Annotated in this window: 30 protein-coding genes, 2 tRNA genes and 2 pseudogenes; 17 read left to right on the top strand and 17 right to left on the bottom strand. The window is 46.2% G+C overall.

Translation table 11 applies throughout. From position 1 onward, the window contains the following. Nucleotides 1-62 precede the first annotated feature (62 nt). Complete coding sequence (sad, locus tag AABJ99_RS12180; RefSeq protein ID WP_000156614.1) at nucleotides 63-1,451, bottom strand: succinate-semialdehyde dehydrogenase; 1,389 nt, start codon at nucleotides 1,449-1,451, stop codon at nucleotides 63-65. 100 nt (nucleotides 1,452-1,551) lie between these two features. Between sad and ptrR the strand changes: the two genes are divergently transcribed. The 3 genes from ptrR (at nucleotide 1,552) to ydeA (ending at nucleotide 4,965) form a co-directional block, all read left to right on the top strand. After that, entirely contained in the window at nucleotides 1,552-2,433 is an 882-nt protein-coding gene (gene ptrR, locus AABJ99_RS12175) for a putrescine utilization regulator PtrR (RefSeq protein ID WP_039021834.1), read from the top strand. 77 nt (nucleotides 2,434-2,510) lie between these two features. After that, complete coding sequence (gene yneK, locus AABJ99_RS12170) at nucleotides 2,511-3,626, top strand: putative protein YneK (protein WP_039021833.1); 1,116 nt, start codon at nucleotides 2,511-2,513, stop codon at nucleotides 3,624-3,626. 148 nt (nucleotides 3,627-3,774) lie between these two features. After that, nucleotides 3,775-4,965 carry an L-arabinose MFS transporter gene (gene ydeA, locus AABJ99_RS12165; protein ID WP_000210788.1) on the top strand — a complete coding sequence of 397 codons (1,191 nt, stop codon included), beginning with the start codon at nucleotides 3,775-3,777 and terminating at the stop codon, nucleotides 4,963-4,965. Nucleotides 4,966-4,989: 24 nt separating this feature from the next. On the opposite strand, the gene marC is transcribed toward ydeA, so the two are convergent. Then, nucleotides 4,990-5,655, bottom strand: coding sequence for an NAAT family transporter MarC (gene marC / locus AABJ99_RS12160; protein WP_000885028.1), 666 nt, complete (start codon nucleotides 5,653-5,655; stop codon nucleotides 4,990-4,992). 211 nt (nucleotides 5,656-5,866) lie between these two features. Between marC and marR the strand changes: the two genes are divergently transcribed. Genes marR through marB form a run of 3 tightly spaced genes read left to right on the top strand, consistent with a single transcriptional unit; the run spans nucleotide 5,867 to nucleotide 6,955 of the window. Continuing rightward, nucleotides 5,867-6,301, top strand: a complete 435-nt coding sequence (marR, locus tag AABJ99_RS12155) for a multiple antibiotic resistance transcriptional regulator MarR (protein ID WP_000843424.1) — start codon at nucleotides 5,867-5,869, stop codon at nucleotides 6,299-6,301. Between the two features lie 20 nt (nucleotides 6,302-6,321). Beyond that, nucleotides 6,322-6,705 (top strand): MDR efflux pump AcrAB transcriptional activator MarA, encoded by a 384-nt coding sequence (gene marA, locus AABJ99_RS12150; protein ID WP_000091199.1) that lies wholly within the window; start codon nucleotides 6,322-6,324, stop codon nucleotides 6,703-6,705. Between the two features lie 31 nt (nucleotides 6,706-6,736). Then, complete coding sequence (marB, locus tag AABJ99_RS12145) at nucleotides 6,737-6,955, top strand: multiple antibiotic resistance protein MarB (protein WP_039021832.1); 219 nt, start codon at nucleotides 6,737-6,739, stop codon at nucleotides 6,953-6,955. A gap of 30 nt (nucleotides 6,956-6,985) precedes the next feature. On the opposite strand, the gene eamA is transcribed toward marB, so the two are convergent. Beyond that, entirely contained in the window at nucleotides 6,986-7,885 is a 900-nt protein-coding gene (gene eamA / locus AABJ99_RS12140) for an O-acetylserine/cysteine exporter (RefSeq protein WP_032184269.1), read from the bottom strand. A gap of 194 nt (nucleotides 7,886-8,079) precedes the next feature. Between eamA and ydeE the strand changes: the two genes are divergently transcribed. The 3 genes from ydeE (at nucleotide 8,080) to mgtT (ending at nucleotide 9,593) form a co-directional block, all read left to right on the top strand. Then, a complete protein-coding gene (gene ydeE / locus AABJ99_RS12135; protein ID WP_001054191.1) occupies nucleotides 8,080-9,267 on the top strand; it encodes an efflux MFS transporter YdeE in 1,188 nt (395 codons plus the stop codon). Nucleotides 9,268-9,393: 126 nt separating this feature from the next. Next, entirely contained in the window at nucleotides 9,394-9,489 is a 96-nt protein-coding gene (gene mgtS, locus AABJ99_RS12130) for a protein MgtS (protein ID WP_000901367.1), read from the top strand. After that, nucleotides 9,489-9,593, top strand: a complete 105-nt coding sequence (gene mgtT, locus AABJ99_RS12125) for a protein MgtT (protein ID WP_211180496.1) — start codon at nucleotides 9,489-9,491, stop codon at nucleotides 9,591-9,593. Before mgtS ends, mgtT begins: the two co-directional genes overlap by 1 nt. Nucleotides 9,594-9,707: 114 nt before the next feature. On the opposite strand, the gene dgcZ is transcribed toward mgtT, so the two are convergent. Together dgcZ and ydeI are read right to left on the bottom strand one after the other, a co-directional pair. Continuing rightward, on the bottom strand, nucleotides 9,708-10,598 hold the full coding sequence (dgcZ, locus tag AABJ99_RS12120; RefSeq protein WP_000592814.1) for a diguanylate cyclase DgcZ: 891 nt from the start codon (nucleotides 10,596-10,598) through the stop codon (nucleotides 9,708-9,710). A gap of 253 nt (nucleotides 10,599-10,851) precedes the next feature. Further along, nucleotides 10,852-11,244, bottom strand: coding sequence for a YdeI family stress tolerance OB fold protein (gene ydeI / locus AABJ99_RS12115; protein ID WP_032303060.1), 393 nt, complete (start codon nucleotides 11,242-11,244; stop codon nucleotides 10,852-10,854). Nucleotides 11,245-11,519: 275 nt separating this feature from the next. Here ydeI and ydeJ point away from each other — a divergent pair, with 275 nt between their 5' ends. Then, nucleotides 11,520-12,038: a 2-oxo-tetronate isomerase gene (ydeJ, locus tag AABJ99_RS12110; protein ID WP_001024558.1), complete on the top strand. Its 519-nt coding sequence runs from the start codon at nucleotides 11,520-11,522 to the stop codon at nucleotides 12,036-12,038. Between the two features lie 44 nt (nucleotides 12,039-12,082). On the opposite strand, the gene dcp is transcribed toward ydeJ, so the two are convergent. After that, nucleotides 12,083-14,128 (bottom strand): peptidyl-dipeptidase Dcp, encoded by a 2,046-nt coding sequence (gene dcp / locus AABJ99_RS12105; protein ID WP_338387334.1) that lies wholly within the window; start codon nucleotides 14,126-14,128, stop codon nucleotides 12,083-12,085. A gap of 136 nt (nucleotides 14,129-14,264) precedes the next feature. On the opposite strand from dcp, the gene ydfG reads away from it, so the two are divergent. The 3 genes from ydfG to ydfZ all read left to right on the top strand — a co-directional run bounded on the left by ydfG (nucleotide 14,265) and on the right by ydfZ (nucleotide 16,166). After that, a complete protein-coding gene (gene ydfG, locus AABJ99_RS12100; protein WP_000636571.1) occupies nucleotides 14,265-15,011 on the top strand; it encodes a bifunctional NADP-dependent 3-hydroxy acid dehydrogenase/3-hydroxypropionate dehydrogenase YdfG in 747 nt (248 codons plus the stop codon). A gap of 88 nt (nucleotides 15,012-15,099) precedes the next feature. Beyond that, complete coding sequence (gene rspR / locus AABJ99_RS12095; protein ID WP_000215540.1) at nucleotides 15,100-15,786, top strand: DNA-binding transcriptional regulator rspR; 687 nt, start codon at nucleotides 15,100-15,102, stop codon at nucleotides 15,784-15,786. A gap of 176 nt (nucleotides 15,787-15,962) precedes the next feature. After that, complete coding sequence (gene ydfZ, locus AABJ99_RS12090) at nucleotides 15,963-16,166, top strand: putative selenium delivery protein YdfZ (RefSeq protein ID WP_000214712.1); 204 nt, start codon at nucleotides 15,963-15,965, stop codon at nucleotides 16,164-16,166. A 35-nt stretch (nucleotides 16,167-16,201) separates the two neighbouring features. On the opposite strand, the gene ydfI is transcribed toward ydfZ, so the two are convergent. Together ydfI and ydfJ are read right to left on the bottom strand one after the other, a co-directional pair. After that, entirely contained in the window at nucleotides 16,202-17,662 is a 1,461-nt protein-coding gene (gene ydfI, locus AABJ99_RS12085) for a mannitol dehydrogenase family protein (protein ID WP_105278484.1), read from the bottom strand. A gap of 107 nt (nucleotides 17,663-17,769) precedes the next feature. Further along, a pseudogene (ydfJ, locus tag AABJ99_RS12080) lies at nucleotides 17,770-19,035 on the bottom strand (MHS family MFS transporter YdfJ); the annotation flags it as partial. 716 nt (nucleotides 19,036-19,751) lie between these two features. Between ydfJ and AABJ99_RS12075 the strand changes: the two are divergent. After that, nucleotides 19,752-19,949, top strand: a complete 198-nt coding sequence (locus AABJ99_RS12075) for a hypothetical protein (RefSeq protein ID WP_000348576.1) — start codon at nucleotides 19,752-19,754, stop codon at nucleotides 19,947-19,949. A gap of 820 nt (nucleotides 19,950-20,769) precedes the next feature. Here the strand turns inward: AABJ99_RS12075 and AABJ99_RS12070 are convergent. Then, nucleotides 20,770-21,327, bottom strand: a complete 558-nt coding sequence (locus tag AABJ99_RS12070; RefSeq protein WP_072039653.1) for a tail fiber assembly protein — start codon at nucleotides 21,325-21,327, stop codon at nucleotides 20,770-20,772. 388 nt (nucleotides 21,328-21,715) lie between these two features. Between AABJ99_RS12070 and AABJ99_RS12065 the strand changes: the two genes are divergently transcribed. Next, nucleotides 21,716-21,910 (top strand): YlcI/YnfO family protein, encoded by a 195-nt coding sequence (locus AABJ99_RS12065; protein ID WP_032195597.1) that lies wholly within the window; start codon nucleotides 21,716-21,718, stop codon nucleotides 21,908-21,910. A gap of 362 nt (nucleotides 21,911-22,272) precedes the next feature. After that, the gene (iss, locus tag AABJ99_RS12060) at nucleotides 22,273-22,566 is read left to right on the top strand and encodes an increased serum survival lipoprotein Iss (protein WP_000738423.1); all 294 of its coding nucleotides are present in this window, start codon (nucleotides 22,273-22,275) and stop codon (nucleotides 22,564-22,566) included. A 31-nt stretch (nucleotides 22,567-22,597) separates the two neighbouring features. On the opposite strand, the gene rzpD is transcribed toward iss, so the two are convergent. The 5 genes from rzpD to tolA form a co-directional block, all read right to left on the bottom strand. Continuing rightward, nucleotides 22,598-23,059, bottom strand: coding sequence for a prophage endopeptidase RzpD (rzpD, locus tag AABJ99_RS25020; protein ID WP_001301134.1), 462 nt, complete (start codon nucleotides 23,057-23,059; stop codon nucleotides 22,598-22,600). After that, the gene (gene rrrD / locus AABJ99_RS12050) at nucleotides 23,056-23,553 is read right to left on the bottom strand and encodes a lysozyme RrrD (RefSeq protein WP_001135280.1); all 498 of its coding nucleotides are present in this window, start codon (nucleotides 23,551-23,553) and stop codon (nucleotides 23,056-23,058) included. The genes rzpD and rrrD overlap by 4 nt, the downstream gene beginning before the upstream one ends. Next, on the bottom strand, nucleotides 23,553-23,768 hold the full coding sequence (gene essD / locus AABJ99_RS12045) for a phage lysis protein EssD (RefSeq protein WP_000839561.1): 216 nt from the start codon (nucleotides 23,766-23,768) through the stop codon (nucleotides 23,553-23,555). The genes rrrD and essD overlap by 1 nt, the downstream gene beginning before the upstream one ends. A 251-nt stretch (nucleotides 23,769-24,019) precedes the next feature. Then, on the bottom strand, nucleotides 24,020-24,394 hold the full coding sequence (locus AABJ99_RS12040; protein WP_001348108.1) for a cell envelope integrity TolA C-terminal domain-containing protein: 375 nt from the start codon (nucleotides 24,392-24,394) through the stop codon (nucleotides 24,020-24,022). A 171-nt stretch (nucleotides 24,395-24,565) separates the two neighbouring features. Next, nucleotides 24,566-24,994 (bottom strand): cell envelope integrity protein TolA, encoded by a 429-nt coding sequence (tolA, locus tag AABJ99_RS12035; protein WP_000506937.1) that lies wholly within the window; start codon nucleotides 24,992-24,994, stop codon nucleotides 24,566-24,568. 141 nt (nucleotides 24,995-25,135) lie between these two features. Here tolA and AABJ99_RS12030 point away from each other — a divergent pair. After that, nucleotides 25,136-25,276, top strand: a pseudogene (locus tag AABJ99_RS12030) (hypothetical protein); the annotation flags it as partial. An 84-nt stretch (nucleotides 25,277-25,360) separates the two neighbouring features. Here AABJ99_RS12030 and AABJ99_RS12025 read toward each other — a convergent pair. From AABJ99_RS12025 to AABJ99_RS12015, 3 genes are all read right to left on the bottom strand, one after another. Next, nucleotides 25,361-25,492 (bottom strand): DUF3927 family protein, encoded by a 132-nt coding sequence (locus AABJ99_RS12025; protein WP_000562553.1) that lies wholly within the window; start codon nucleotides 25,490-25,492, stop codon nucleotides 25,361-25,363. A gap of 499 nt (nucleotides 25,493-25,991) precedes the next feature. Continuing rightward, nucleotides 25,992-26,068: transfer RNA gene (locus AABJ99_RS12020), tRNA-Arg, on the bottom strand. Nucleotides 26,069-26,172: 104 nt separating this feature from the next. Beyond that, nucleotides 26,173-26,248: transfer RNA gene (locus tag AABJ99_RS12015), tRNA-Ile, on the bottom strand. Nucleotides 26,249-26,291 lie beyond the last annotated feature (43 nt).

The raw sequence follows: 26,291 nt of genomic DNA, 5'->3' as shown, positions 1-26,291 counted from the left end.
TTCTACTCCTGGATCGCAGGTCTGAAAAGACCTGCGAGTATATCAGAGCTGAATATGTAGCGTCAGATCCGGTCTTTCCACACCGTCTGGATATTACAGAACTCATGTAAACCGAAATGGGAAAGTTCACGACCAAAGCCACTCTTCTTCACGCCACCAAAGGCAACTCGCGCATCACTGGCACAATAACCATTGATAAACACGCCACCGCATTCCAGACGTGCCGCCATCTGTCTGGCCCGTGTTTCGTCGGTGCTGAAAATGGTCGCTGAAAGGCCGAACTCGCTATCATTAGCCAGTTCCAACGCATGTTCTGCATCCTTTGCAATAGTGATTGCCGCAACGGGGCCAAACATCTCTTCCCGAAAAGCAGTCATTTCTGGTGTGACATTCGACAGAACCGTTGGCGGATAGTAGTTACCTGCCCCAGCCAGCTTTTCCCCGCCCAGTAACAAACGTGCACCTTGAGCCAGAGTTTTTTCTACCTGATGATGCAGCTCATCACGTAAATCAAAACGAGCCATTGGTCCGAGAGCGTTCTCTTCGTCACGGGGATCGCCCATTTTCAAGGCTGCCGCAGCTGCCACAAAACGTTCGGTAAATGCCGAAGCAATTCCCTCTTCGATAATAAAGCGTTTTGCCGCTGCACAAACCTGTCCAGTATTCTGATAACGTCCGGCTACCGCCGCTTTCACCGCAAGTTCCAGATCGGCATCGTTAAGTACAATAAACGGATCCGAACCGCCCAGTTCAAGTACGCATTTTTTCAGTGCCGCTCCAGCCTGTGCGCCAATAGCTGCTCCCGCACGAACACTTCCGGTCACCGTGACTGCAGCAATGCGCGAATCTTTAATCATCTGACTCACACCGTCATTGTCGGCATTCAGCCATCCATATACGCCTTGCGGGATCCCCGCATCTTTAAACACCTGGGCAATGAGCTGTGCACAGCCCATCACATTCGGCGCATGTTTAAGTAAGTAGCCGTTACCTGCAAGAATGATGGGAACAGCGCCACGCATCACCTGCCATAACGGAAAATTCCACGGCATAATCGCCAGAATCGTCCCCAACGGTCGATACTCAATAACCGCCTGCTGATTTTCCACCAGCGTAGGTTCCGCCTTCAGCATCGCCGGACCATGTTCTGCATACCAGTCACACAAATTCGCCGATTTCGCCACTTCAGCACGCGCCTGGTTGATCGGTTTGCCCATTTCACGGGTGATCATTTGCGCCATTTCTTCGCTACGGGCGCGCAGAGCCTTACCGATATCACGCAGTTTTTCAGCACGATAATCTATATTTGTCTCGCGCCAGTCGCGAAAGCCTGCTGCCGCCAGCTGAAGTGCGTTTTCTATATCGTCAGCGCCAGCCCACGGCAGCACAGAAAGTTGTTCACCAGTGGCAGGATTTATCGAAATTGCATGGGTTGCCGGAGTAATGGTCATCGGGGTATCTCCTTTATGGGTTATGGTAAAAAGATACGCAGATTTACTCTTGCTTGAAAATGAATAATATTAAGCCACTTATTCACGAATTGAGAATGCCATGGATCTGACCCAACTGGAGATGTTCAACGCGGTTGCCGAAGCTGGCAGCATTACCCAGGCTGCAGCAAAAGTGCATCGCGTCCCGTCGAATCTCACTACCCGTCTACGCCAGCTGGAAACAGAACTGGGGGTTGATCTGTTTATTCGCGAGAATCAGCGTTTACGTCTCTCGCCTGCCGGGCATAACTTTTTACGCTATAGCCAACACGTTCTCGCGTTAGTGGATGAAGCGCGGAGTGTTGTCGCTGGCGATGAGCCACAGGGTTTATTTTCTCTTGGTTCGCTGGAAAGCACCGCTGCAGTGCGCATTCCGCCCACGCTGGCGGAGTTTAACCGTCGTTATCCCAAAATTCAGTTTTCGCTTTCCACCGGTCCTTCCGGCACCATGCTGGAAGGTGTGTTGGAGGGAAAACTGAATGCGGCATTTATTGATGGGCCCATTAACCATACTGCTATTGATGGAATACCGGTCTACCGCGAGGAGTTGATGATTGTCACGCCACAAGGACATGCACCAGTAACCCGCGCCAGTCAGGTTAATGGCTGTAACATTTATGCATTCCGTGCCAATTGTTCATATCGTCGCCACTTTGAAAGCTGGTTTCATGCCGACGGTGCAGCGCCGGGGACCATCCATGAAATGGAGTCGTATCACGGTATGTTAGCCTGTGTGGTTGCGGGTGCGGGCATTGCACTTATCCCACGCTCAATGCTGGAAAGTATGCCGGGGCATCACCAGGTTGAAGCGTGGCCGTTGGCTGAGCAATGGCGTTGGTTAACAACCTGGCTGGTCTGGCGTCGCGGTGCGAAAACGCGTCCTCTTGAAGCGTTTATTCAGCTGCTCGATGTGCCTGACTCAGCAAAACAGTCTTCCCAATGAGCTATTTTTGATAGTTCTTGCAGCTCATATGCTCTATATAGTGATGTTCCGATGACTTATGACTATATGGGGCAAATATGGTTACGCCAGTAAGCATCAGCAATTTCATCTCACTTCCTGATGATTTTCCCGTTCGCAATATTGCACCTCAGGTAAAAGAAGTTTTGAAGGATTTTATTGATGCGCTCAGCATTATAATATGTGATGAGGAGTGGCGTACGTCTTTAAACATCAATTCAAACACCAAAAAGATATTCAATAATCTTGATAACCTATCTTATATACAGAGGACAACTTTCCGAGATAACGACACGCTATACAATGAAAAGGTTCAATTTAAACTCACTTATCCTGTTAAGAATGGAAGACATAAAGAAAACATTGAATTTCAGGTAGTAATAAATTTAAGCCCTATTTATTTAGATAATTTTCGCCACGATGGGGAAATTAATATTTATTGTGCTCCCGACCCAAAGCCTGTCACTATGGGTCGGGCCTTTCAGGCCGGCGTCGAGCGTGTGCTCTTTCTGTTTCTTAATGACTTTATTGAACAATTTCCAATGATCAGCCCCGGCGTCCCCATCAAAAGGTCTCATACTCCACATATTGAACCTCTTCCTCCTGAGCATCATACCGCTGCAGATTACTTACGTCAGTTTGATTTATTCGTACTGAACTTTATCTCTCGTGGTAATTTTGTCATACTCCCCCGACTATGGAATAAGCCGCAGGTCCACAGGTGGTTCGCGAATAAAAACCCAAACTTAATCACCGCCATCTACGACATACAGGATAGCCCATTAAAAGAGGAGTTATTACAAAACCTCATGGATTCATTAGGTTCTAACAAACAAGTACTACCTGAAGTTTGTATCTGCTTTTTATCGCTTTTATCAAACAAAGAAATACCTCACTTTCAGAGTCTATTCTTATTTTTTACAAATATGTTATTGCACTTTCAAATTTTTATGAAACCTAATGAAAATGACCTGAATGATGTGTTGATACCGGCATTATTAAGTGAAGATAAAAGTATCCATCGTATGGCACGCAAGATTTTAAAACTTTTTGTAAAAAATGAAATTCCGCCCAAAATTAGTAACGAAGAACTACTGGACAACAGGCCTCGTTCCCCTGTGAGGCCATCTTTACCATCAGCCACCAAAACGCCAGACCTTCCTGATCGTCATTAAAATGTGATGTTACCGACTCTCTGACGCGGAACAGAATCAGCGTCAGAGAAACGAAAAACGCGATCCAGATCACAAATGCATTGTATTCACATCATTAACCGTTTTAAGATCATTTCATTACTTTTCGCAACTCACCCGATAATCTGTTATGACAACAAACACTGTTTCCCGCAAAGTGGCGTGGCTACGGGTCGTTACGTTGGCAGTCGCCGCTTTCATCTTCAATACTACCGAATTTGTCCCTGTTGGCCTGCTTTCTGACATCGCACAAAGTTTCCATATGCAAACCGCTCAAGTCGGTATCATGTTAACCATTTATGCATGGGTAGTGGCGCTAATGTCATTGCCTTTTATGCTAATGACAAGCCAGGTTGAACGCCGCAAATTACTGATCTGCCTGTTTGTGGTGTTTATTGCCAGCCATGTACTGTCTTTTTTGTCGTGGAGCTTTACCGTTCTGGTGATCAGTCGCATTGGTGTAGCTTTTGCACATGCGATTTTCTGGTCGATTACGGCGTCTCTGGCGATCCGTATGGCTCCGGCCGGAAAGCGAGCACAGGCATTGAGTTTAATTGCCACCGGTACAGCTCTGGCGATGGTATTAGGTTTACCTCTCGGGCGCATTGTGGGGCAGTATTTCGGTTGGCGTATGACCTTCTTCGCGATCGGTATCGGGGCATTTATCACCCTTCTGTGCCTGATTAAGTTACTTCCCTTACTCCCCAGCGAGCATTCAGGGTCGTTGAAAAGCCTTCCGCTATTGTTCCGCCGCCCGGCATTGATGAGCATTTATTTGTTAACTGTGGTGGTTGTCACCGCCCATTACACGGCATACAGCTATATCGAGCCTTTTGTGCAAAACATTGCGGGATTCAGCGCCAACTTTGCCACGGCATTACTGTTATTACTCGGTGGTGCAGGCATTATTGGCAGCGTTATTTTCGGTAAACTGGGTAATCAGTATGCGTCTACGTTGGTGAGTACGGCGATTGCGCTGTTGCTGGTCTGCCTTGCATTACTGCTACCTGCGGCGAACAGTGAAATACACCTCGGGGTGCTGAGTATTTTCTGGGGGATCGCGATGATGATCATCGGGCTTGGTATGCAGGTTAAAGTGCTGGCGCTGGCACCAGATGCCACCGACGTCGCGATGGCGCTATTCTCGGGAATATTTAATATTGGAATCGGCGCTGGCGCGTTGGTAGGTAATCAGGTCAGTCTGCACTGGTCAATGTCGATGATTGGTTATGTGGGCGCGGTGCCTGCTTTTGCCGCGTTAATATGGTCAATCATCATTTTTCGCCGCTGGCCAGTGACACTCGAAGAACAGACGCAATAGTTGAAAGGCCCATTTGGGCCTTTTTTAATGATACGTTTTAATGATTTCCAGGATGCCGTTAATAATAAACTGCACACCCATACATACCAGCAGGAATCCCATCAGACGGGAGATCGCTTCAATTCCCCCCTTGCCCACCAGCCGCATAATTGCGCCAGAGCTGCGTAGACTTCCCCACAAAATAACCGCCACCAGGAAAAAGATCAGCGGCGGCGCAGCCATCAGTACCCAATCAGCGAAGGTTGAACTCTGACGCACAGTGGACGCCGAGCTAATAATCATCGCAATGGTTCCCGGACCGGCGGTACTAGGCATTGCCAGAGGTACAAAGGCAATATTGGCGCTGGGTTCATCTTCCAGCTCTTCCGACTTGCTTTTCGCTTCCGGTGAATCAATCGCTTTCTGTTGCGGAAAGAGCATCCGAAAACCGATAAACGCGACGATTAAGCCGCCTGCAATTCGCAGACCGGGAATCGAAATGCCAAATGTATCCATCACCAGTTGCCCGGCGTAATACGCCACCATCATGATGGCAAATACGTACACCGAGGCCATCAACGACTGACGATTACGTTCAGCACTGTTCATGTTGCCTGCCAGGCCAAGAAATAACGCGACAGTTGTTAATGGGTTAGCTAACGGCAGTAACACCACCAGCCCCAGGCCAATTGCTTTAAATAAATCTAACATTGGTGGTTGTTATCCTGTGTATCTGGGTTATCAGCGAAAAGTATAAGGGGTAAACAACGATAAAGTGTCACTCTTTAGCTAGCCTTGAATCGCATTGACCAAAACTTGAACCGATTTAGCAAAACGTGGCATCGGTCAATTCATTCATTTGACTTATACTTGCCTGGGCAATATTATCCCCTGCAACTAATTACTTGCCAGGGCAACTAATGTGAAAAGTACCAGCGATCTGTTCAATGAAATTATTCCATTGGGTCGCTTAATCCATATGGTTAATCAGAAGAAAGATCGCCTGCTTAACGAGTATCTGTCTCCGCTGGATATTACCGCGGCACAGTTTAAGGTGCTCTGCTCTATCCGCTGCGCGTCGTGTATTACTCCGGTTGAACTGAAAAAAGTGTTGTCGGTCGACCTGGGAGCGCTGACCCGTATGCTGGATCGCCTGGTTTGTAAAGGCTGGGTGGAAAGGTTGCCGAACCCGAATGATAAGCGCGGCGTACTGGTAAAACTTACCACCAGCGGCGCGGCAATATGTGAACAATGCCATCAATTAGTTGGCCAGGACCTGCATCAAGAATTAACAAAAAACCTGACGGCGGACGAAGTGGCAACACTTGAGCATTTGCTTAAGAAAGTCCTGCCGTAAACAAAAAAAGAGGTATGACGATGTCCAGACGCAATACTGACGCTATTACCATTCATAGCATTTTGGACTGGATCGAGGATAACCTGGAATCGCCACTGTCACTGGAGAAAGTGTCAGAGCGTTCGGGTTACTCCAAATGGCACCTGCAACGGATGTTTAAAAAAGAAACCGGTCATTCATTAGGCCAATACATCCGCAGCCGTAAGATGACGGAAATCGCGCAAAAGCTGAAGGAAAGTAACGAGCCGATACTCTATCTGGCAGAACGATATGGCTTCGAGTCGCAACAAACTCTGACCCGAACCTTCAAAAATTACTTTGATGTTCCGCCACATAAATACCGGATGACCAATATGCAGGGCGAATCGCGCTTTTTACATCCATTAAATCATTACAACAGCTAGTTGATAACGTGACAACGTCACTGAGGCAATCATGAAACCACTTTTATCCGCAATGGTAACCGCGCTTATTCTCTTCTCTGCGCAGAGCTTTGCGGAACAAACCACGCAGCCGGTTGTTACTTCCTGTGGCAATGTGGTGGTTATTCCTCCATCACCGGAACAATCACCATTTGATTTTAACCACATGAGCACAGGCAGTGATAAATCGGATGCGCTTGGCGTGCCCTATTATAATCAACACGCTATATAGTTTATTCTGGCCCCGACATCTCGGGGCTTTTTAGCCTCTCACTTTCACTGCTTTACGCCACCGCATACCAAACACATTGATATATAGCCCGGTCATAATGAGCACCGCACCAAAGAATTGCAGACCCGTTAAGCGTTCATCCAGCAATAGTGCCGCACTTGCCAGTCCTACTACGGGCACCAGTAACGATAACGGTGCAACCCGCCAGGTTTCATAGCGTCCCAGTAACGTCCCCCAGATCCCATAACCAACAATTGTCGCCACAAACGCCAGATACATCAGAGACAAGATGGTGGTCATATCGATAGTGACCAGGCTGTGAATCATGGTTGCGGAACCATCGAGAATCAGCGAGGCAACAAAGAAAGGAATGATCGGGATTAATGCGCTCCAGATGACCAGCGACATCACTGCCGGACGCGTTGAGTGTGACATGATTTTTTTATTGAAGATATTGCCGCACGCCCAACTAAATGCTGCCGCCAGGGTCAACATAAAGCCGAGCATCGCCACATGCTGACCGTTAAAACTATCTTCGATTAACACCAGTACGCCAAAAATCGCTAACGCGATCCCCGCCAGTTGCTTACCGTGCAGCCGTTCGCCAAAAGTAAACGCACCGAGCACAATAGTAAAAAACGCCTGAGCCTGTAATACCAGTGAGGCCAGCCCAGCAGGCATACCAAAATTTATGGCACAGAACAGAAAGGCAAACTGCGCAAAACTGATGGTTAATCCATACCCCAGCAGCAAATTCAGTGGTACTTTCGGTCGTGCGACAAAAAAGATGGCCGGAAAAGCGACCAGCATAAAGCGCAAACCGGCCAGCATCAGCGGTGGCATGTTATGAAGCCCCACTTTGATGACCACAAAATTTAGCCCCCATACGACCACTACCAGTAGCGCCAACACCCCATCTTTTCGCGACATTCTACCGCCTCTGAATTTCATCTTTTGTAAGCAATCAACTTAGCTGAATTTACTTTTCTTTAACAGTTGATTCGTTAGTCGCCGGTTACGACGGCATTAATGCGCAAATAAGTCGCTATACTTCGGATTTTTGCCATGCTATTTCTTTACATCTCTAAAACAAAACATAACGAAACGCACTGCCGGACAGACAAATGAACTTATCCCTACGACGCTCTACCAGCGCCCTTCTTGCCTCGTCGTTGTTATTAACCATCGGACGCGGCGCTACGCTGCCATTTATGACCATTTACTTGAGTCGCCAGTACAGCCTGAGTGTCGATCTAATCGGTTATGCGATGACAATTGCGCTCACTATTGGCGTCGTTTTTAGCCTCGGTTTTGGTATCCTGGCGGATAAGTTCGACAAGAAACGCTATATGTTACTGGCAATTACCGCCTTCGCTAGCGGTTTTATTGCCATTCCTTTAGTGAATAACGTGACGCTGGTGGTGCTCTTTTTTGCCCTTATTAACTGCGCCTATTCCGTTTTTGCTACCGTGCTGAAAGCCTGGTTTGCCGACAATCTTTCGTCCACCAGCAAAACGAAAATCTTCTCAATCAACTACACCATGCTCAACATTGGCTGGACAATCGGTCCGCCGCTCGGCACGCTGTTGGTGATGCAGAGCATCAATCTGCCCTTTTGGCTGGCAGCTATCTGTTCCGCGTTTCCCATGCTTTTCATTCAAATTTGGGTAAAGCGCAGCGAGAAAATCATCGCCACGGAAACAGGCAGTGTCTGGTCGCCGAAAGTTTTATTACAAGATAAAGCACTGTTGTGGTTTACCTGCTCTGGTTTTCTGGCTTCTTTTGTTAGCGGCGCATTTGCTTCATGCATTTCACAATATGTGATGGTGATTGCTGATGGGGATTTTGCCGAAAAGGTGGTCGCGGTTGTTCTTCCGGTGAATGCTGCCATGGTGGTTACGTTGCAATATTCCGTGGGCCGCCGCCTTAACCCGGCTAACATCCGCGCGCTGATGACAGCAGGCACCCTCTGTTTCGTCATTGGGCTGGTCGGTTTTATTTTTTCCGGCAACAGCCTGCTATTGTGGGGTATGTCAGCTGCGGTATTTACTGTCGGTGAAATCATTTATGCGCCGGGCGAGTATATGTTGATTGACCATATTGCGCCGCCAGGAATGAAAGCCAGCTATTTTTCCGCCCAGTCTTTAGGCTGGCTTGGTGCGGCGATTAACCCATTAGTGAGTGGCGTAGTGCTTACCAGTATGCCGCCTTTCTCGCTGTTTATCATCTTAGCGTTGGTGATCGTTGCTGCGTGGGTGCTGATGTTAAAAGGAATTCGTGCAAGACCGTGGGGGCAGCCCGCGCTTTGTTGATTTAAGTCGAACACAATAAAAATTTAATTCAGCCTTCGTTTAGGTTACCTCTGCTAATATCTTTCTCATTGAGATGAAAATTAAGGTAAGCGAGGAAACACACCACACCATAAACGGAGGCAAATAATGCTGGGTAATATGAATGTTTTTATGGCCGTACTGGGAATAATTTTATTTTCTGGTTTTCTGGCCGCGTATTTCAGCCACAAATGGGATGACTAATGAACGGAGATAATCCCTCACCTAACCGGCCCCTTGTTACAGTTGTGTACAAGGGGCCTGATTTTTATGATGGCGAAAAAAAACCGCCAGTAAACCGGCGGTGAATGCTTGCATGGATAGATTTGTGTTTTGCTTTTACGCTAACAGGCATTTTCCTGCACTGATAACGGATCGTTGACACAGTAGCATCAGTTTTCTCAATGAATGTTAAACGGAGCTTAAACTCGGTTAATCACGTTTTGTTCGTCAATAAACATACAGCGATTTCTTCCGGTTTGCTTACCCTCATACATTGCCCGGTCCGCTCTTCCAATGACCACATCCAGAGGCTCTTCAGGAAATGCGCGACTCACACCTGCTGTCACGGTAATGTTGATATGCCCTTCAGAATGTGTGATGGCATGGTTATCGACTAACTGGCAAATTCTGACACCTGCACGACATGCTTCTTCATCATTAGCCGCTTTGACAATAATGATAAATTCTTCGCCCCCGTAGCGATAAACCGTTTCGTAATCACGCGTCCAACTGGCTAAGTAAGTTGCCAGGGTGCGTAATACTACATCGCCGATTAAATGCCCGTAGGTATCATTAACCAATTTAAATCGGTCAATATCCAACAACATTAAATAAAGATTCAGAGGCTCAGCGTTGCGTAACTGATGATCAAAGGATTCATCAAGAACCCGACGCCCCGGCAATCCCGTCAAAACATCCATATTGCTACGGATCGTCAGTAAATAAATTTTGTAATCGGTTAATGCCGCAGTAAAAGAAAGTAACCCTTCCTGAAAAGCGTCGAAATGCGCGTCCTGCCAGTGATTTTCAACAATAGCCAGCATTAATTCCCGACCACAGTTATGCATATGTTGATGGGCAGAATCCATTAGCCGAACGTAAGGTAATTCATCGTTATCGAGTGGCCCCAGATGATCAATCCACCGACCAAACTGGCACAGTCCATAAGAATGGTTATCCGTTATTTCTGGCTTACTGGCATCTCTCGCGACCACGCTGTGAAACATACTTACCAGCCACTGGTAGTGGGCATCGATAGCCTTATTGAGATTTAACAAGATGGCATCAATTTCCGTTGTCTTCTTGATCATTGCCACTCCTTTTTCACAGTTCCTTGTGCGCGCTATTCTAACGAGAGAAAAGCAAAATTACGTCAATATTTTCATAGAAATCCGAAGTTATGAGCATCTCTGAGATAACATTGTGATTTAAAACAAAATCAGCAGATAAAAAAGTGTTTAATTCTATAAATTAACTCTGCATTATCGCAATTAAAAGGATGACAAATAGCATAACCCAATACCCTAATGGCCCAGTAGTTCAGGCCATCAGGCTAATTTATTTTTATTTCTGCAAATGAGTGACCCGAACGACGGCCGGCGCGCTTTTCTTATCCAGACTGCCGCTAATGTTGATCATCTGGTCCGGCTGAACTTCTCGTCCATCAAAGACTGCCGCAGGAATAACAACATTAATTTCACCGCTCTTATCGCGAAAAACGTAACGGTCCTCTCCTTTGTGAGAAATCAAATTACCGCGTAGTGAAACCGAAGCGCCATCATGCATGGTTTTTGCGAAATCAACGGTCATTTTTTTTGCATCATCGGTTCCGCGATAGCCATCTTCTATTGCATGAGGCGGCGGTGGCGCTGCATCCTGTTTTAAACCGCCCTGGTCATCTGCCAACGCATAAGGCATGACAAGAAAACTTGCTAATACAATGGACTGAAATTTCATACTAACTCCTTAATTGCGTTTGGTTTGACTTATTAAGTCTGGTTGCTATTTTTATAATTGCCAAATAAGAATACTGCCAATTGTTATAAGGCATTTAAAATCAGCCAACTAGCTGTCAAATATTCAGAGAATTTAACTCACTAAAGTTAAGAAGATTGAAGAGTCTTAAACATATTTTCAGAATAATCGGATTTATATGTTTGAAAATTATTATATTGGACGAGCATACAGAAAAAGCAAATCACCTTTACATATAATAGCGTGGACAAAAAACAGTGAACATTAATAAAGATAAAATTGTACAACTCGCAGATACCGACACTATTGAAAACCTGACATCCGCGTTGAGTCAAAGACTTATCGCGGATCAATTACGCTTAACTACCGCCGAATCATGCACCGGCGGTAAGTTGGCTAGCGCCCTGTGTGCAGCTGAAGATACACCCAAATTTTACGGTGCAGGATTTGTTACTTTCACCGATCAGGCAAAGATGAAAATCCTCAGCGTAAGCCAGCAATCTCTTGAACGATATTCTGCGGTGAGTGAGAAAGTGGCAGCAGAAATGGCAACCGGTGCCATAGAGCGTGCGGATGCTGATGTCAGTATTGCCATTACCGGCTACGGCGGACCGGAGGGCGGTGAAGATGGTACGCCAGCGGGTACCGTCTGGTTCGCGTGGCATATTAAAGGCCAGAACTACACTGCGGTTATGCATTTTGCTGGCGACTGCGAAACGGTATTAGCTTTAGCGGTGAGGTTTGCCCTCGCCCAGCTGCTGCAATTACTGCTATAACGAGGCTGGTCTGGCGATAAATCCAGGCCAGCCATTGGTTGTGTTTATACGTTCAAGCCACGATGTTGCAGCATCGGCATAATCTGAGGTGCCTTACCGCGCCATTGTCGATACAGGCGTTCCAGATCTTCGCTGTTACCTCTGGAAAGGATCGCCTCGCGAAAACGCAGCCCATTTTCACGCGTTAATCCGCCCTGCTCAACAAACCACTGGTAACCATCATCGGCCAACATTTGCGTCCACAGATAAGCGTAATAACCTGCGGCATATCCGCCCCCAAAAATATGGGCGAAATAACTGCTGCGATAGCGTGGCGGTATAGCAGGAAGATCCATATTTTCCGCCACCAGCGCCCGCAATTCGAAATCATCTACCTCCTGCATTGCTTCGTTTTCTTCCAGGCAATGCCAGCGCATATCGAGAAGCGCGGCGCTAAGCAGTTCGCTCATCTCATACCCTTTATTGAACAGGCTGGCATTACGCATTTTCTGTTGCAGTTCGTCAGGCATTGCTGCCCCGCTCTGATAATGCCGGGCGTAGCGAGCGAATACCTGCGGATACGTTGCCCAGTGTTCGTTGATTTGCGACGGAAATTCGACAAAATCACGCGGCGTGTTGGTACCGGAAAGCGTGGCATAACGCTGGCGGGCAAAAAGGCCGTGCAGCGTATGACCAAATTCATGGAATAAGGTTATCACATCATCCCAGAGTAACAACGCAGGTTCACCGGCAGCGGGTTTCTGATAATTGCAGACGTTATAAATTACCGGATGCGTTTCATTCAGCGTTGATTGCTCAACAAAATTGCCCATCCATGCACCGCCGCTTTTTGAATCACGGGCGAAGAAATCACCGTAAAATAACGCCAGCCCCACGCCATTATGATCAAAAATTTCCCACACACGAACGTCAGGATGGTAGACAGGAATATCAAAACGTTCGACAAACTTAATACCGAAGAGCTGATTCGCAGTCCAGAATACGCCTTCATTCAACACCGTGTTTAATTCGAAATAAGGTTTGAGCTGCGCTTCATCGAGATCGAATTTCTCACGTCTTACCTGCTCGGCATAAAATGCCCAGTCCCACGGCTGCGCGCTAAACCCGCCCTGCTGCTTATCGATAACCGCCTGTATGGAGGCTAATTCATCGCTCGCACGTTGACGCGCCGCTGGAACAATTTCCCGCATAAAGTTGAGTGCTGCTTCTGGCGTTTTTGCCATCTGATCGGCGATTTTCCATGGGGCATAATGAGGGAAGCCAAGCAGTTTTGCCTGCTGCGCGCGGATCTCCACAAGCCGTTGAATAATGGCACGGGTATCGTTAGCGTCATTTTTTTCTGCCCGCGTCCAGCCCGCAGTGAATAGTTTTTCACGCGTCGCGCGATCGCGAAGTTCAGCAAGCGCCGGTTGCTGGGTGGTATTCAGCAGCGGAATAAGCCATTTGTTATCCAGACCTTTCTCGCGAGCCGCCTCTGCCGCCAGCGCAATCTCCTGTTCGCTCATCCCAGCCAGTTGCGCAATATCGTCCAGAACCAGACCGCCGGATTTATTTGCTGCCAGTAACCGCTGGTTAAACTGGCTGGTCAGGGTCGCAGCTTCTGTATTAAGAACTTTTAATTTTGCTTTATCAGCTTGTGCAAGTTTGGCTCCGGCAAGGACAAAACGTTGATGAATAACCTCCACCAGGCGAATGGATTCACTATCAAGCCCCTCGGATTCACGTCGCTGCCAGACAGCATCTACTCGCGCGAATAATTCACCGTTCAGATAGATATCATTAGCCAGTTCTGCCAGTTCAGCGGAAAACTGCTCATCAAGACGCTGTAATTCATCATTGGTATGCGCCGCAGTCATCGCAAAAAAAACGCTGGTGACGCGGGTCAGCAGTTCCCCACTCTGCTCCAGTGCCAGAATAGTATTGTTGAAATCAGGTGTTTGCGGGTTGAGCGCAATGGCGGCAATTTCGGCCCGCTTTTGCTGCATTCCCTCATCAAATGCCGGTCGATAGTGACGATTGGCAATTTGATCAAAATGGGGAGCCAGATACGGCAGTGTGCTTTGCACAAGGAAAGGATTCATTGTTGTCATTTTCTTCTCCTGAACGCGAGGTGTTCCATAGCGTAGGCTTACTGATAACGGAGTGCAATCTTGCAAACCAGTATTACCCGCTCTTAAGCATCACGTGCTATGTTATTGACACACAAAAGCGTTGAGGAACAGTGAGATGATCGTTTTAGTAACTGGAGCAACGGCAGGTTTTGGTGAATGCATTACTCGTCGTTTTATTCAACAAGGGCATAAAGTTATCGCCACTGGCCGTCGCCAGGAGCGGTTGCAGGAGTTAAAAGACGAACTGGGTGATAATCTGTATATCGCCCAACTGGACGTTCGTAATCGCGCCGCTATTGAAGAGATGCTGGCATCGCTTCCTGCCGAGTGGTGCAATATTGATATCCTGGTAAACAATGCCGGTCTGGCGCTGGGCATGGAACCTGCGCATAAAGCCAGCGTTGAAGACTGGGAAACGATGATTGATACCAACAACAAAGGCCTGGTATATATGACGCGGGCCGTCTTACCGGGTATGGTTGAACGTAATCATGGTCATATCATTAACATTGGCTCCACGGCAGGCAGCTGGCCGTATGCTGGTGGTAACGTTTATGGTGCGACGAAAGCGTTTGTTCGTCAGTTCAGCCTTAATCTACGCACAGATCTGCACGGTACGGCAGTACGTGTCACAGACATCGAACCGGGACTGGTGGGTGGCACCGAGTTTTCTAATGTCCGCTTTAAAGGTGATGACGGTAAAGCCGAAAAAACCTATCAAAACACAGTTGCATTGACGCCAGAAGATGTCAGCGAAGCCGTCTGGTGGGTGTCAACGCTGCCTGCTCACGTCAATATCAATACCCTGGAAATGATGCCGGTTACCCAAAGCTATGCCGGACTGAATGTCCACCGTCAGTAATTTTTATACCCGGCGTAACTGCCGGGTTATTGCTTGTCACAAAAAAGTGGTAGACTCATGCAGTTAACTCACTCACAAGCAAGAACGAATGACCGTCGAAACGCAACTTAATCCCACACAGCCTGTCAATCAGCAGATTTATCGTATTCTTCGCCGCGACATTGTCCATTGCCTGATTGCACCAGGCACACCGTTGTCGGAAAAAGAAGTTTCTGTTCGTTTCAATGTGTCACGCCAGCCGGTTCGTGAAGCCTTTATTAAACTGGCGGAAAACGGCCTGATTCAAATTCGTCCGCAGCGTGGCAGCTACGTCAACAAAATTTCCATGGCCCAGGTGCACAACGGCAGTTTTATCCGTCAGGCCATTGAGTGCGCGGTGGCGCGTCGGGCGGCGAGCATGATTACCGAAAGCCAGTGCTACCAACTGGAACAAAATCTTCACCAGCAACGCATTGCCATTGAGCGCAAGCAACTGGATGATTTTTTTGAACTTGATGACAACTTCCATCAACTCCTGACGCAGATTGCCGACTGTCAACTGGCGTGGGATACCATTGAGAACCTGAAAGCGACCGTTGATCGCGTGCGCTATATGAGTTTCGACCACGTTTCTCCACCAGAAATGCTGTTACGCCAGCATCTTGAGATTTTCTCTGCCCTGCAAAAACGTGATGGCGATGCGGTAGAACGTGCAATGACGCAACATTTGCAGGAAATCAGCGAATCCGTGCGCCAGATCCGCCAGGAAAACAGCGACTGGTTTAGCGAAGAGTAATTCATTTCCTCTCATCCCATCCGGGGTGAGAGTTTTTCCCTCCGTCATCTGGCTCATGCATGCATCAAAAAAGATGTGAGCTTGATCAAAAACAAAAAATATTTCACTCGACAGGAGTATTTATATTGCGCCCGTTACGTGGGCTTCGACTGTAAATCAGAAAGGAGAAAACACCTATGACGACCTACGATCGTAACCGTAACGCAATCACCACTGGCAGCCGTGTTATGGTTAGCGGCACCGGTCACACTGGCAAGATCCTGTCGATTGATACTGAAGGTCTGACCGCTGAGCAAATCCGCCGCGGAAAAACCGTAGTTGTTGAAGGTTGTGAAGAGAAACTGGCACCACTGGACCTGATTCGTCTCGGCATGAACTAAGCGTGTGAATGCCGCCGATGGCGGCATTGCTTTTTTTACTTCACGGAATATTTCGCCACGGTCGCTTTCGCGCCATGCGCTAATAAAGATAAGTACGCTTCCGTTACTTTTGTCGTAAACAAACTATTGCCTGGTAAATCATCACCAAAGATCGCCTTAATTGCCAGCAATGACTGGACGCGCGCTGTCCCTTCAGCACTACTTTGTACTGCCTTCTGAATAACAGGTAACAGTGGGTCACTGATTTCTATCTGATTTCCCTGTTCATCAACACCACCGACATAACGCATCCAACCCGCGACGCCCAGCGCCAGCAGATCGAACTTGCTGTCATGCGCCAGATGCCAGCGAACAGAATCCAACATCCGCTGTGGCAATTTCTGGCTGCCATCCATCGCAATCTGCCAGGTTCGATGACGTAGCGCCGGGTTGCTATAGCGTTCAATTAATCGATTAGCGTAATCTTGCAAATCAACGCCCTGCACTTTCAACGTCGGCGCTTGTTCCTGCAACATCAAGGCATACGCTGCATGATGATAATGTTCATCTTCCATGCAGTCATTAATGTGCTGATATCCGGCAAGATAACCCAGATACGCCAGGAATGAATGACTGCCGTTGAGCATGCGCAACTTCATCTCTTCATAAGGCAGCACATCACTAACCAGTTCGGCTCCCGCTTTTTCCCATTCCGGACGTCCGGCAACAAAGTTATCTTCTATTACCCACTGGCGGAAAGGTTCACAGGCAACGCCAGCAGGATCACGCACACCGGTAAGTTGTTCGATTTTCGCCAGCGTATCCTCTGTCACTGCGGGCACAATACGGTCCACCATTGTTGATGGGAAAGTCACGTTTTCTTCGATCCATTGTGCCAGTTTTACATCAACAGCTTGCGCGTAGGAAGTGACAACGTCACGCATAACATGACCGTTTTCTGGCATGTTGTCACATGACATGACGGTAAATGCGGGAAGTCCTGCCGCTTTACGGCGAGCCAGCACCTCAACAATCACCCCTGTTGCAGTTTTCGGCTGGTGGGGATTTTGCACGTCGGCAACGACCATCGGGTGATCGAGCATTAACTGTCCGGTCGCCGGAGAGTGGAAATACCCTTTTTCGGTGATTGTCAGAGAGACAATCGCGATTTGCGGTTCACACATCGCAGCCAGCACGGTTTCTAAGCCATCTATTTGTACGTGCAAGGCTTTTTTAACGACGCCAACGACACGAGCCGTCCACACATCGGCCGACATTTCCGCAACGGTATAAAGATTATCTTGCTGTTGTAAATCGGCAATTTGCTGTTCGCCGCCGATTAAGTTGACCTCATAATATCCCCAGTCACTGTAATGTTCCGAAGCAAGAATATCGGCATACACGCCCTGATGCGCACGGTGAAATGCACCAAAACCTAAATGAACAATTCTTGGGGCCAGGTTATTACGATCATAAACAGGGAGCGTCGCTTTTGCTGATAACAAATTATTTCCCATAACAATTCCTTAAATTTAAATATGGCAAGCTGCATGTTTTGTTATATGAATAAAAAATCCCCTCTCCGGTAAGAGAAGGGATGGAGGATTTACAGACTTCTTGAAGGTTACGCAGCTGTTACAACACGCGGTTGATCTTCCGCGGCATCTTCCAGTGCACTTAAATCACGGTCTTTCACTTCTGGCATTTTCAGCGCAGAGATTAAACCAATCACTGAATATGCCATGATCATAATGGCGATCGGATACCAGGATTCCGTCATGGTGCAGAAAATACCCGCCAGGATAGGACCAAAACCGGAAGCGATAAGACCACCAATTTCTTTTGAAATAGCCATCCGGGTAAAGCGGTTTTTACAGCCGAACATTTCTGCCATGGTAATGTTTTCCAGAGCAAATAATCCCAGCACCGCACAGTTATGAATCACAATCAGTGCAACCATAATGGTGCTCGGGGCATAGCTTTTATCTACGATGATAGAAAGCATTGGCCACGCCAGCACAATCGCAGAGGTATTCATAATAATATACGGGATCCGGCGACCAATTTTATCGGATAACCAACCAAGGAACGGAATGGTCATAAAGCCGAGAATCGAACTGATCATCAATGCATCTGTTGGAATTGCTTTGTTAAACAATAACGTCTGCACTAAATAGCCTGCAAGGAAAGTCTGAATTAACCCGGAGTTACCCGCCTGACCAAAACGCAGCCCTGTTGCCAGCCAGAAGGATTTGCTCTGGAACATGCTACCAGCAGGTGCAGGTTTTGCTGTCGGTTGGTTGCTGTCGTTAACCTTCTCAAAGACCGGGCTTTCTTTCAGATTCATACGCAACCAGATAGCAAAGACCATCACGACAACGCTCGCCAGGAACGGTATACGCCATCCCCACGCCAACAGTTCCTCTTTACTGAGAATGAAGAACATAAAGGCCCAGATTGCCGTTGCGCTCAAGGTTCCGCAGTTAGTCCCCATAGCAACAAATGAGGAGATAATTCCGCGCTTACCTTTTGGCGCATATTCCGCCAGCATCGTACCGGCACCGGAAATTTCCGCGCCTGCCCCCAGCCCCTGAATAATACGCAGCGTCACCAGCAAAATTGGCGCAAACACACCAATTTGTGCATAGGTCGGCAGCACACCAATTAAGGTGGTACAGATCCCCATCATAGTGATGGTAATAAAGAGCACTTTTTTACGCCCGATTCTGTCGCCCATTTTGCCGAAAATAAATGCTCCGACAATACGCGCCACATAACCTGCACCGTAGGTTCCCATTGCCAGAATTAACGCCATTGCCGTTGATGATTCAGGAAAAAATATTTCATGAAACACTAACGCTGCGCCGAGCGAATATAACTGGAAATCCATGATTCACAGATGTTTTTTCTCATTCTGTGGTTTCCTTGGCGCTTTCTAGGTTTTTTCAGATAGTTACATTTTTTCAAAAGCATCCTGAGTTCGATCTTACTATCTATCTGTGGCCTATTTCTGTCCCATATATGCCCCAAAAAACACCCCAACAGATAAGCAATCTTTTCATGGTGTTACGCGTAAAAACAATAACGGCTTGAAATTATTCAATACACTCTCGAAAGTGCATCAGCCAACCGCAGAACGTTATTGCATACAACGTTTCTGCGGCATATCACGAAACGATTACTTAATGACTGGGACTTCAGACCACTCAATATCCGGTACAATTATGTATCAACGCAGTTTAACAACACCCTATATTTAATCCAGAGTGCGAGCAACGTTGTCCCTTTCTCTTTTGCACTCTTAAAATATACGATTACTTAAGTGAAGATGCTTGACGAATCGCCAAATAAAACATCTTCATCAGCATAAAAATCCATATATGATTGAAAATTTAGTCATTAATACCATTCATATCTGAATAGTAACCTAATACGCTTACTAACCGTGAGAAATCTTTTTTTTCGACTTAATCACTCGAAATAAACTTTCACTCAATTGAAAACAATTAGCTACAATTATCATTGCAATATCAAATCAAACATAACAACTTGCATAAATTCTCATGGGATACAGCATCAGTTGTGCCAAACACATAAGGAATTGAAATGGACGGAGAAAGCTTTAACTTTGATGACAATGATATTGAATTTATTGCTTCAATGTATGCATCATGTAAATTATCAGGAAGTATCGCCCCCATAATGCATATAATGGTTAGCATTCCAAAAAATAAGAAAAAACAATTCTACGAACGAGTTGAGCATTATTGTAGTTTATATTCCAATAAAAACCCACCTTCTTAAATTCGCTGCATTCTAGTGGATTCCATTAAGAAAACAATGACATACACTCAAACACATCTTTTTTATCAACAGTGAATTTCAGTTCGGCCAGTTTTTACCAGCTATTATAAAAATAGCACCCATATAAAGTTTTTACCCCACAGGTACAGCTGGCCATTCGATAACCGCACTAAGGAAGTGCCAACACGACATCAGCAAGACCCGATATTTCTTCCATGCCGCCAGCAACGATGTTAAGGTTAAATTAATTATAAAAAAATATATTATAATTCCATCTTCGCATTAAATTTTAACCTTTAATCTCCACACGGAACAAGTTGCATAGGTGACTATATTAAGAAAACTTATAACCACCAAAAAGATTTGCTTTGCAAGCAAAAACAGTGACCATTGACTCTAAGAAAATTCCGATCTATTGTTAGTGTCATCAAAGTTACTTAACAGTATTCCGAAATGAAAATACAAAGCAAGCTAATTGTCTTATTAAACATTATCATTGCATTTATATTATTTGAGCTTTTAGCTCAAAAATTTGGTTTGAGTACATTATTTTAAAGCAAGATAAACAATATCGGGCACTCTAGTTTTTATAATTAACAATTAAACGCCCATAAAATGTTATTTACTTTTCTTCGCTATTGTCATATCTTAATATAGTGGCTTACGCCACTCTACTTTCATCATATTTTGTACGTTTATGTACTCGCCATGAAGCTCTTTCATGGCGATTTTTTATTCTTAATCCAAGAACATACTCCCTACCTATAGAAAAATCACTTTTTGAACAAAAGAATAACGTATTTAGGTAATCATTACGAATTTACCCTATAGGTGCTACTGGCCATTCAATATCCGGTGCAGTTGTTGTATTAACACGGTTCAGCAACACCCGATACTTCTTCCAGGCTTCCAGCAACGAGATTTCTTCCTCCGTTGCAATTTCCAGATCTGCAGCATCCTGAAGCGGCGCAATATGCTCACTGGCTACCTGCATCAGGTTGTTTTTTGTTTCTTCCGCCTCCCGGATCCGGAACAGTTTTTCTGCTTCCGTATCCTTCACCCAGGCTGTGCCGTTCCACTTCTGATATTCCCCTTCCGGCGATAACCAGGTGACATTTTCCGGTAACGAGCCAAGTTCAGAAATAAATAACGCGTCGCCGGAAGCCACGTCATAGACGGTTTTTCCCCGATGATCTTCAACGAGATGCCACGATGCCTCATCACTGTTGAAAACAGCCACAAAGCCAGCCGGAATATCTGGCGGTGCAATATCGGTACTGTTTGCTGGCAGAACGGGCATTCCCTGCTCCTGCCAGTTCTGAATGGTACGGATGCTCGCGCCGAAAATGTCAGCCAGCTGCTTTTTGTTGACTTCCATTGTTCATTCCACGGACAAAAACAGAGAAAGGAAACGACAGAGGCCAAAAAGCCCGTTTTCAGCATCTGTCGTTTCCTTTCTTTTCAGGTGGTGTTTTAAATAAAAACATTAAGTTACGGCGAAGAAGAACGGAAACGCCTTAAACCGGAAAATTTTCATAAATAGCGAAAACCCGCGAGGTCGCCGCCCCGTAACCTGTCGGATCGCCGGAAAGGACCCGCAAAATGATAATAATTATCATCTACATGTCACAACGTGCATCTACGCCATCAAACCACGTCAAATAATCAATTATGACGCAGGTATCGTATTAATTGATCTGCATCAACTTAACGTAAAAACAACTTCAGACAATACAAATCAGTGACACTGAATACAGGGCAACCTCATGTCAACGAAGAACAGAACCCGCAGAACAACAACCCGCAACATCCGCTTTCCTAACCCAATGATTGAACAAATTAACATCGCTCTTGATCAAAAAGGGTCTGGGAATTTCTCAGCCTGGGTCATTGAAGCCTGCCGTCGGAGACTAACGTCAGAAAAGAGAGCATATACATCAATCCAAAGTGATGATGAATAAACATCCCGGTTTCTTCCACCATCGCACCGGAAAAGCAACTATGAGGGTAACCCTGCGTCTGTCAGCACAGTAAAACCCGGTGTGCATCGTTTTTGATTATTCCCGCACACTCACGCAGAAGGAATTCCCCGTCGGGCTACGGTCATGGTTCATGCGGGAATACGGCGACGATACAGCGCAGCTAAAAGGGTAATAGACAGAAAGAGCGGTTTATTTCATTCCACAGGATTCTGAGTGTCCCCAACTTCCTCCAATAGTCTGAGCGTACACCGATATAGTTTTAATTTTCATCAATCCATTTAACTATCGTTTAATTGTTGTCACATAGGATTCCGCCGTTTTTAACAATGCAGGATAATAAGATGAAAAAAATGTTGTTTTCTGCCGCTCTGGCAATGCTTATTACAGGATGTGCTCAACAGACGTTTACTGTTGGAAACAAACCGACAGCAGTAACACCAAAGGAAACCATCACCCATCACTTCTTCGTTTCGGGAATTGGACAGGAGAAAACTGTTGATGCAGCCAAAATTTGTGGCGGCGCAGAAAATGTTGTTAAAACAGAAACCCAGCAAACATTCGTAAATGGATTGCTCGGTTTTATTACTTTAGGCATTTATACTCCGCTGGAAGCGCGTGTGTATTGCTCACAATAATTGCATGAGTTGCCCATCGATATGGGCAGCTCTATCTGCACTGCTCATTAATATACTTCTGGGTTCCTTCCAGTTGTTTTTGCATAGTGATCAGCCTCTCTCTGAGGGTGAAATAATCCCGTTCAGCGGTGTCTGCCAGTCGGGGGGAGGCTGCATTATCCACGCCGGAGGCGGTGGTGGCTTCACGCACTGACTGACAGACTGCTTTGATGTGCAACCGACGACGACCAGCGGCAACATCATCACGCAGAGCATCATTTTCAGCTTTCGCATTAGCTAACTCCTTCGTGTATTTTTCATCCAGTGCAGCAACATCACGCTGGCGCATCTGCATGTCAGTAATTGCCGCGTTCGCCAGCTTCAGTTCTCTGGCATTTTTGTCGCGCTGGGCTTTGTAGGTAATGGCGTTATCACGGTAATGATTAACAGCCCATGACAGGCAGACGATGATGCAGATAACCAGAGCGGAGATAATCGCGGTTACTCTGTTCATTGCTGACCCCACAAACAGATTTCACGCTCAATCTCACGACGAGTCATGAGACCTTTCCATTGCTTACCGCCAGCATATGTCCAGCGACGTAGCTGATCACATGCGCCTTTGATATCGCCCTGGTTTATTTTGCGAAGAAGCGTCGATGTTCTGAAATTGCCAGCGCCCACGTTGTAAACGAACGAGTAAAGAGCGCCGCGCGTTGTTTCCGGTATATCAACTTTGATGTACGGGTTAATTTGTCTGGCGACCGTGGCAAGGTCTTTATTCAGGAGGGCTTTGCATTCTGCTTTGGTATACGTTTTACCGAGCATGATGTCTTTTCCTGTATGCCCGTGACATACAGTCCATACACCAACAATATCTTTGTATGGTATGTAGCTGACACCTTCCAGACCATCGTTACCACTTGGGCCAGTAATTAACACTGATGCTATAGCAATTGCTCCGCCACCAATAGCAGCAGCAACGGCTTTTCGTAATGATGGAGGCATTATTCACCTCTCGCAGCCTTGCGCTTATCTTCTTTAATCTTGAAATAAAGGTTTGTCAGGTACGTCAGCAGGCCAAATACCAGGCTACCCAGCACACCTATTGCTGCCCACTGTGAGGGCGTGACTTTATCGAGCAGCTGTAAAAACCAGTAGCCAGCACTGCCTGCGGAGGTGCCGTAGGCAATGCCTGTTGAAATTTTGTCCATGGATTTCATAGCCTCACCTCCGCACGGAACGGATGGCATAGTTATTATGTGTAGGCTTTCAGACACATCAATCAGAGCCTTAATTGATATATATGCTGGAGACGATGCAATATAAAAAGCTCGCCATAGCGAGCTAATAAAATGTATTTCTCTGATATTATGTTTATTTGTATTAGCTCAGACTTGACATCACAGGTTTCGTATATAGAACATCATCAAATCTGTCAGTTTGCTATGAATGAGATATAGTAATTGAAGAGCTAACCTCGCATGTCAAAGCCAGATTTCTGAAAATCTCTGTAGACTTCCGGATTGTTGAAGGCCGGAAATTTGGCTTTATGAGCTGCGGACTTTATCGCTTCGCAATAGGCTTTATCACCGTTACTGGTAGATATTTTTAACGCCGTGCCATCCTGAGAGAATTCCATATGCAACCTGCATTTTTTCCCTTTCCAGTTATGCGGCTCATCAAGTTTGGCATTAATTGCAGCTCTGATTCCCCGCGCTTGCGCCCCCCATTCATCCTGATCATCCCAGCGTCCTGAACTGCAACTACCTGTAGCAGTAGTTTTGTGGCAATCTGAAGGGTGTAAAGGTGTGCATCCCGCAACAAAACCGACCCAAAAAGTCAACATAACGATTTTCTTTAATCCCACTTCTTGCTCCTCAATCCATTAAAATCTCAGCAATAGTAGTTGTTACGTCCGCCACTGGCTCAGAGCTGACTATCCGCTAAATTTAGCTCAGTGCCGTAGCTGTGTCAGAACAAACCTAAGCCGAAACCGTTTATTACAAAACAATAAATATCAGGGTTTAAAATCCAGCACCCCATTTTGAAATACTTTATATACTTCCGGCGAAGGGGGGGCAGGTATATCAGCATTCTTTATCGCATTCATCGCTTCACGACATAAATCGAGGTCTCCACTTTCTCTTTTAACCTCCAGTAGAAGGCCATTCGGGGCCATATGCATTCTCAGTGTGCACTCTTTTCCTGAATACTTACTCGCATCCCCGAACTGTTTTTCGATGGCGCTCTTGATTTGATGGGCATACAGACGGATATTCTCACTAACATCAGAAGTACGTTCAGATGAACTCACATACTGTGTCTCTATTGCTTTATCGGAGTAATATGATGTACGGTCATGATAATTTGTCGATACAGCATCAGTGCACCCGATAATAATCCCACTAATAATCAACGTAAGAATTGATGCGCTACGAAAACCCATTTTTCCTCACATATGTCATATAGTAAAGGATTATATATACCGTTGTTTTGGACGCTCAAACAGCGAATCAGATCAAATAAAACGCACATTTGTTAACATTTACACAAAGTCTGCGTGGGATATTCTGAAAGAATATCCATAATGTGGAGAGAATCTATTGAAGTGCATGGTGCCGGGTGCCTCCCGGTGAATTCAGTACCAGCACCTGAATCCGCGATTATCCCATATACCTACTCGCTGATTGCCCCTCCGCACAGGGGGATTCACCATGCCAGTTTCTTTTAACAAACTCCCCGCAAACCAGAGAACAGTCAACCGCCTGAATTGTGAAGTATTTAAAAATTTCTCCCGCTAACTGATACCCGGCTAACAGTCTGGCGTTTTCTTTTTCAGCAACGGGAAAGCAACAACCACCACACCCGCCACCAGCACACCGTCAGCCAGCACTGACATTATCCGGCTGCTGCAATGCCATTCACAAAAACAGTAAGCAATCACTTTTTACCGTAACAGGTGATAATCCAGATATGTATCTACCCCAGATGAGTAATCCGAAGTTCATCCATACCACAGGTCCTGGCTATTCTGTTGTACTCCTGAACAAGAGCAAATAATTCTGAATTAGCAACCATGAACTCATCGCAAACCCTCTGTATAGCATCACTATTCAGAAGAATAACGTCTCTTCCCGAAAGACGATCAGGAGTACAGAACAAAACTGTCAAACGGCTGAAGGCCTTTGCTCGTGCTGCATTGACTATATCAATACGCTGCCTAAGGATGAAACACCCCGACGCCTCATCAATATTCACTCTACCCACACCATATGAATGATAAATATTTAATGCTGAAAAAACCATTAGACCGTATAACAAACACTCAATCAATACTTAACAGAACTTTTATTTTTGACAAACATATAATATTTTCAACAATATCCTGAGCCAGGTATATTCCAGTATAAGGCTCTGCCGGAAGGAATCTGGAAGAATGAATATGGCGCGCTGTACTGGATTCGAACCAGTAACCGATTGCTTAGAAGGCAATTGCTCTGTCCGGCTGAGCTAACAACGCTGAATACCGATAATGGACCGCTATCGGGGACCCGCCCCCCCCCGCACCAACAACCCTGTTATCGTGTCGTCTGCTCTTCCTGATAAGCTCATGGCGGTTTGTGATGGTGGCCCTTGCTGGATTTGAACCAGCGACCTGGCGATTATGAGTCGCTCGCTCTCACCACTGAGCTAAAGGGCCGGGAGCAGAATAATAACGGTCCGTAATTAATTCCGCAATAAAA

It is taken from the genome of Escherichia coli (assembly GCF_036503815.1).
Classification (GTDB): Bacteria; Pseudomonadota; Gammaproteobacteria; order Enterobacterales; family Enterobacteriaceae; genus Escherichia; species Escherichia coli_F.
Note: the sequence above shows the minus strand (reverse complement) of the source record. Positions and strands in the feature narration are given on the sequence as shown.

Excerpts from the sequence above, each read along its gene's own strand:
- sad (WP_000156614.1), bottom strand. The coding sequence starts at position 1,451 with ATGACCATTACTCCGGCAACCCATGCAATTTCGATAAATCCTGCCACT.
- ptrR (WP_039021834.1), top strand. The coding sequence starts at position 1,552 with ATGGATCTGACCCAACTGGAGATGTTCAACGCGGTTGCCGAAGCTGGC.
- yneK (WP_039021833.1), top strand. The coding sequence starts at position 2,511 with ATGGTTACGCCAGTAAGCATCAGCAATTTCATCTCACTTCCTGATGAT.
- ydeA (WP_000210788.1), top strand. The coding sequence starts at position 3,775 with ATGACAACAAACACTGTTTCCCGCAAAGTGGCGTGGCTACGGGTCGTT.
- marC (WP_000885028.1), bottom strand. The coding sequence starts at position 5,655 with ATGTTAGATTTATTTAAAGCAATTGGCCTGGGGCTGGTGGTGTTACTG.
- marA (WP_000091199.1), top strand. The coding sequence starts at position 6,322 with ATGTCCAGACGCAATACTGACGCTATTACCATTCATAGCATTTTGGAC.
- marB (WP_039021832.1), top strand. The coding sequence starts at position 6,737 with ATGAAACCACTTTTATCCGCAATGGTAACCGCGCTTATTCTCTTCTCT.
- eamA (WP_032184269.1), bottom strand. The coding sequence starts at position 7,885 with ATGTCGCGAAAAGATGGGGTGTTGGCGCTACTGGTAGTGGTCGTATGG.
- ydeE (WP_001054191.1), top strand. The coding sequence starts at position 8,080 with ATGAACTTATCCCTACGACGCTCTACCAGCGCCCTTCTTGCCTCGTCG.
- mgtS (WP_000901367.1), top strand. The coding sequence starts at position 9,394 with ATGCTGGGTAATATGAATGTTTTTATGGCCGTACTGGGAATAATTTTA.
- mgtT (WP_211180496.1), top strand. The coding sequence starts at position 9,489 with ATGAACGGAGATAATCCCTCACCTAACCGGCCCCTTGTTACAGTTGTG.
- dgcZ (WP_000592814.1), bottom strand. The coding sequence starts at position 10,598 with ATGATCAAGAAGACAACGGAAATTGATGCCATCTTGTTAAATCTCAAT.
- ydeI (WP_032303060.1), bottom strand. The coding sequence starts at position 11,244 with ATGAAATTTCAGTCCATTGTATTAGCAAGTTTTCTTGTCATGCCTTAT.
- dcp (WP_338387334.1), bottom strand. The coding sequence starts at position 14,128 with ATGACAACAATGAATCCTTTCCTTGTGCAAAGCACACTGCCGTATCTG.
- ydfG (WP_000636571.1), top strand. The coding sequence starts at position 14,265 with ATGATCGTTTTAGTAACTGGAGCAACGGCAGGTTTTGGTGAATGCATT.
- rspR (WP_000215540.1), top strand. The coding sequence starts at position 15,100 with ATGACCGTCGAAACGCAACTTAATCCCACACAGCCTGTCAATCAGCAG.
- ydfZ (WP_000214712.1), top strand. The coding sequence starts at position 15,963 with ATGACGACCTACGATCGTAACCGTAACGCAATCACCACTGGCAGCCGT.
- ydfI (WP_105278484.1), bottom strand. The coding sequence starts at position 17,662 with ATGGGAAATAATTTGTTATCAGCAAAAGCGACGCTCCCTGTTTATGAT.
- AABJ99_RS12075 (WP_000348576.1), top strand. The coding sequence starts at position 19,752 with ATGGACGGAGAAAGCTTTAACTTTGATGACAATGATATTGAATTTATT.
- AABJ99_RS12070 (WP_072039653.1), bottom strand. The coding sequence starts at position 21,327 with ATGGAAGTCAACAAAAAGCAGCTGGCTGACATTTTCGGCGCGAGCATC.
- AABJ99_RS12065 (WP_032195597.1), top strand. The coding sequence starts at position 21,716 with ATGTCAACGAAGAACAGAACCCGCAGAACAACAACCCGCAACATCCGC.
- iss (WP_000738423.1), top strand. The coding sequence starts at position 22,273 with ATGAAAAAAATGTTGTTTTCTGCCGCTCTGGCAATGCTTATTACAGGA.
- rzpD (WP_001301134.1), bottom strand. The coding sequence starts at position 23,059 with ATGAACAGAGTAACCGCGATTATCTCCGCTCTGGTTATCTGCATCATC.
- rrrD (WP_001135280.1), bottom strand. The coding sequence starts at position 23,553 with ATGCCTCCATCATTACGAAAAGCCGTTGCTGCTGCTATTGGTGGCGGA.
- essD (WP_000839561.1), bottom strand. The coding sequence starts at position 23,768 with ATGAAATCCATGGACAAAATTTCAACAGGCATTGCCTACGGCACCTCC.
- AABJ99_RS12040 (WP_001348108.1), bottom strand. The coding sequence starts at position 24,394 with ATGTTGACTTTTTGGGTCGGTTTTGTTGCGGGATGCACACCTTTACAC.
- tolA (WP_000506937.1), bottom strand. The coding sequence starts at position 24,994 with ATGGGTTTTCGTAGCGCATCAATTCTTACGTTGATTATTAGTGGGATT.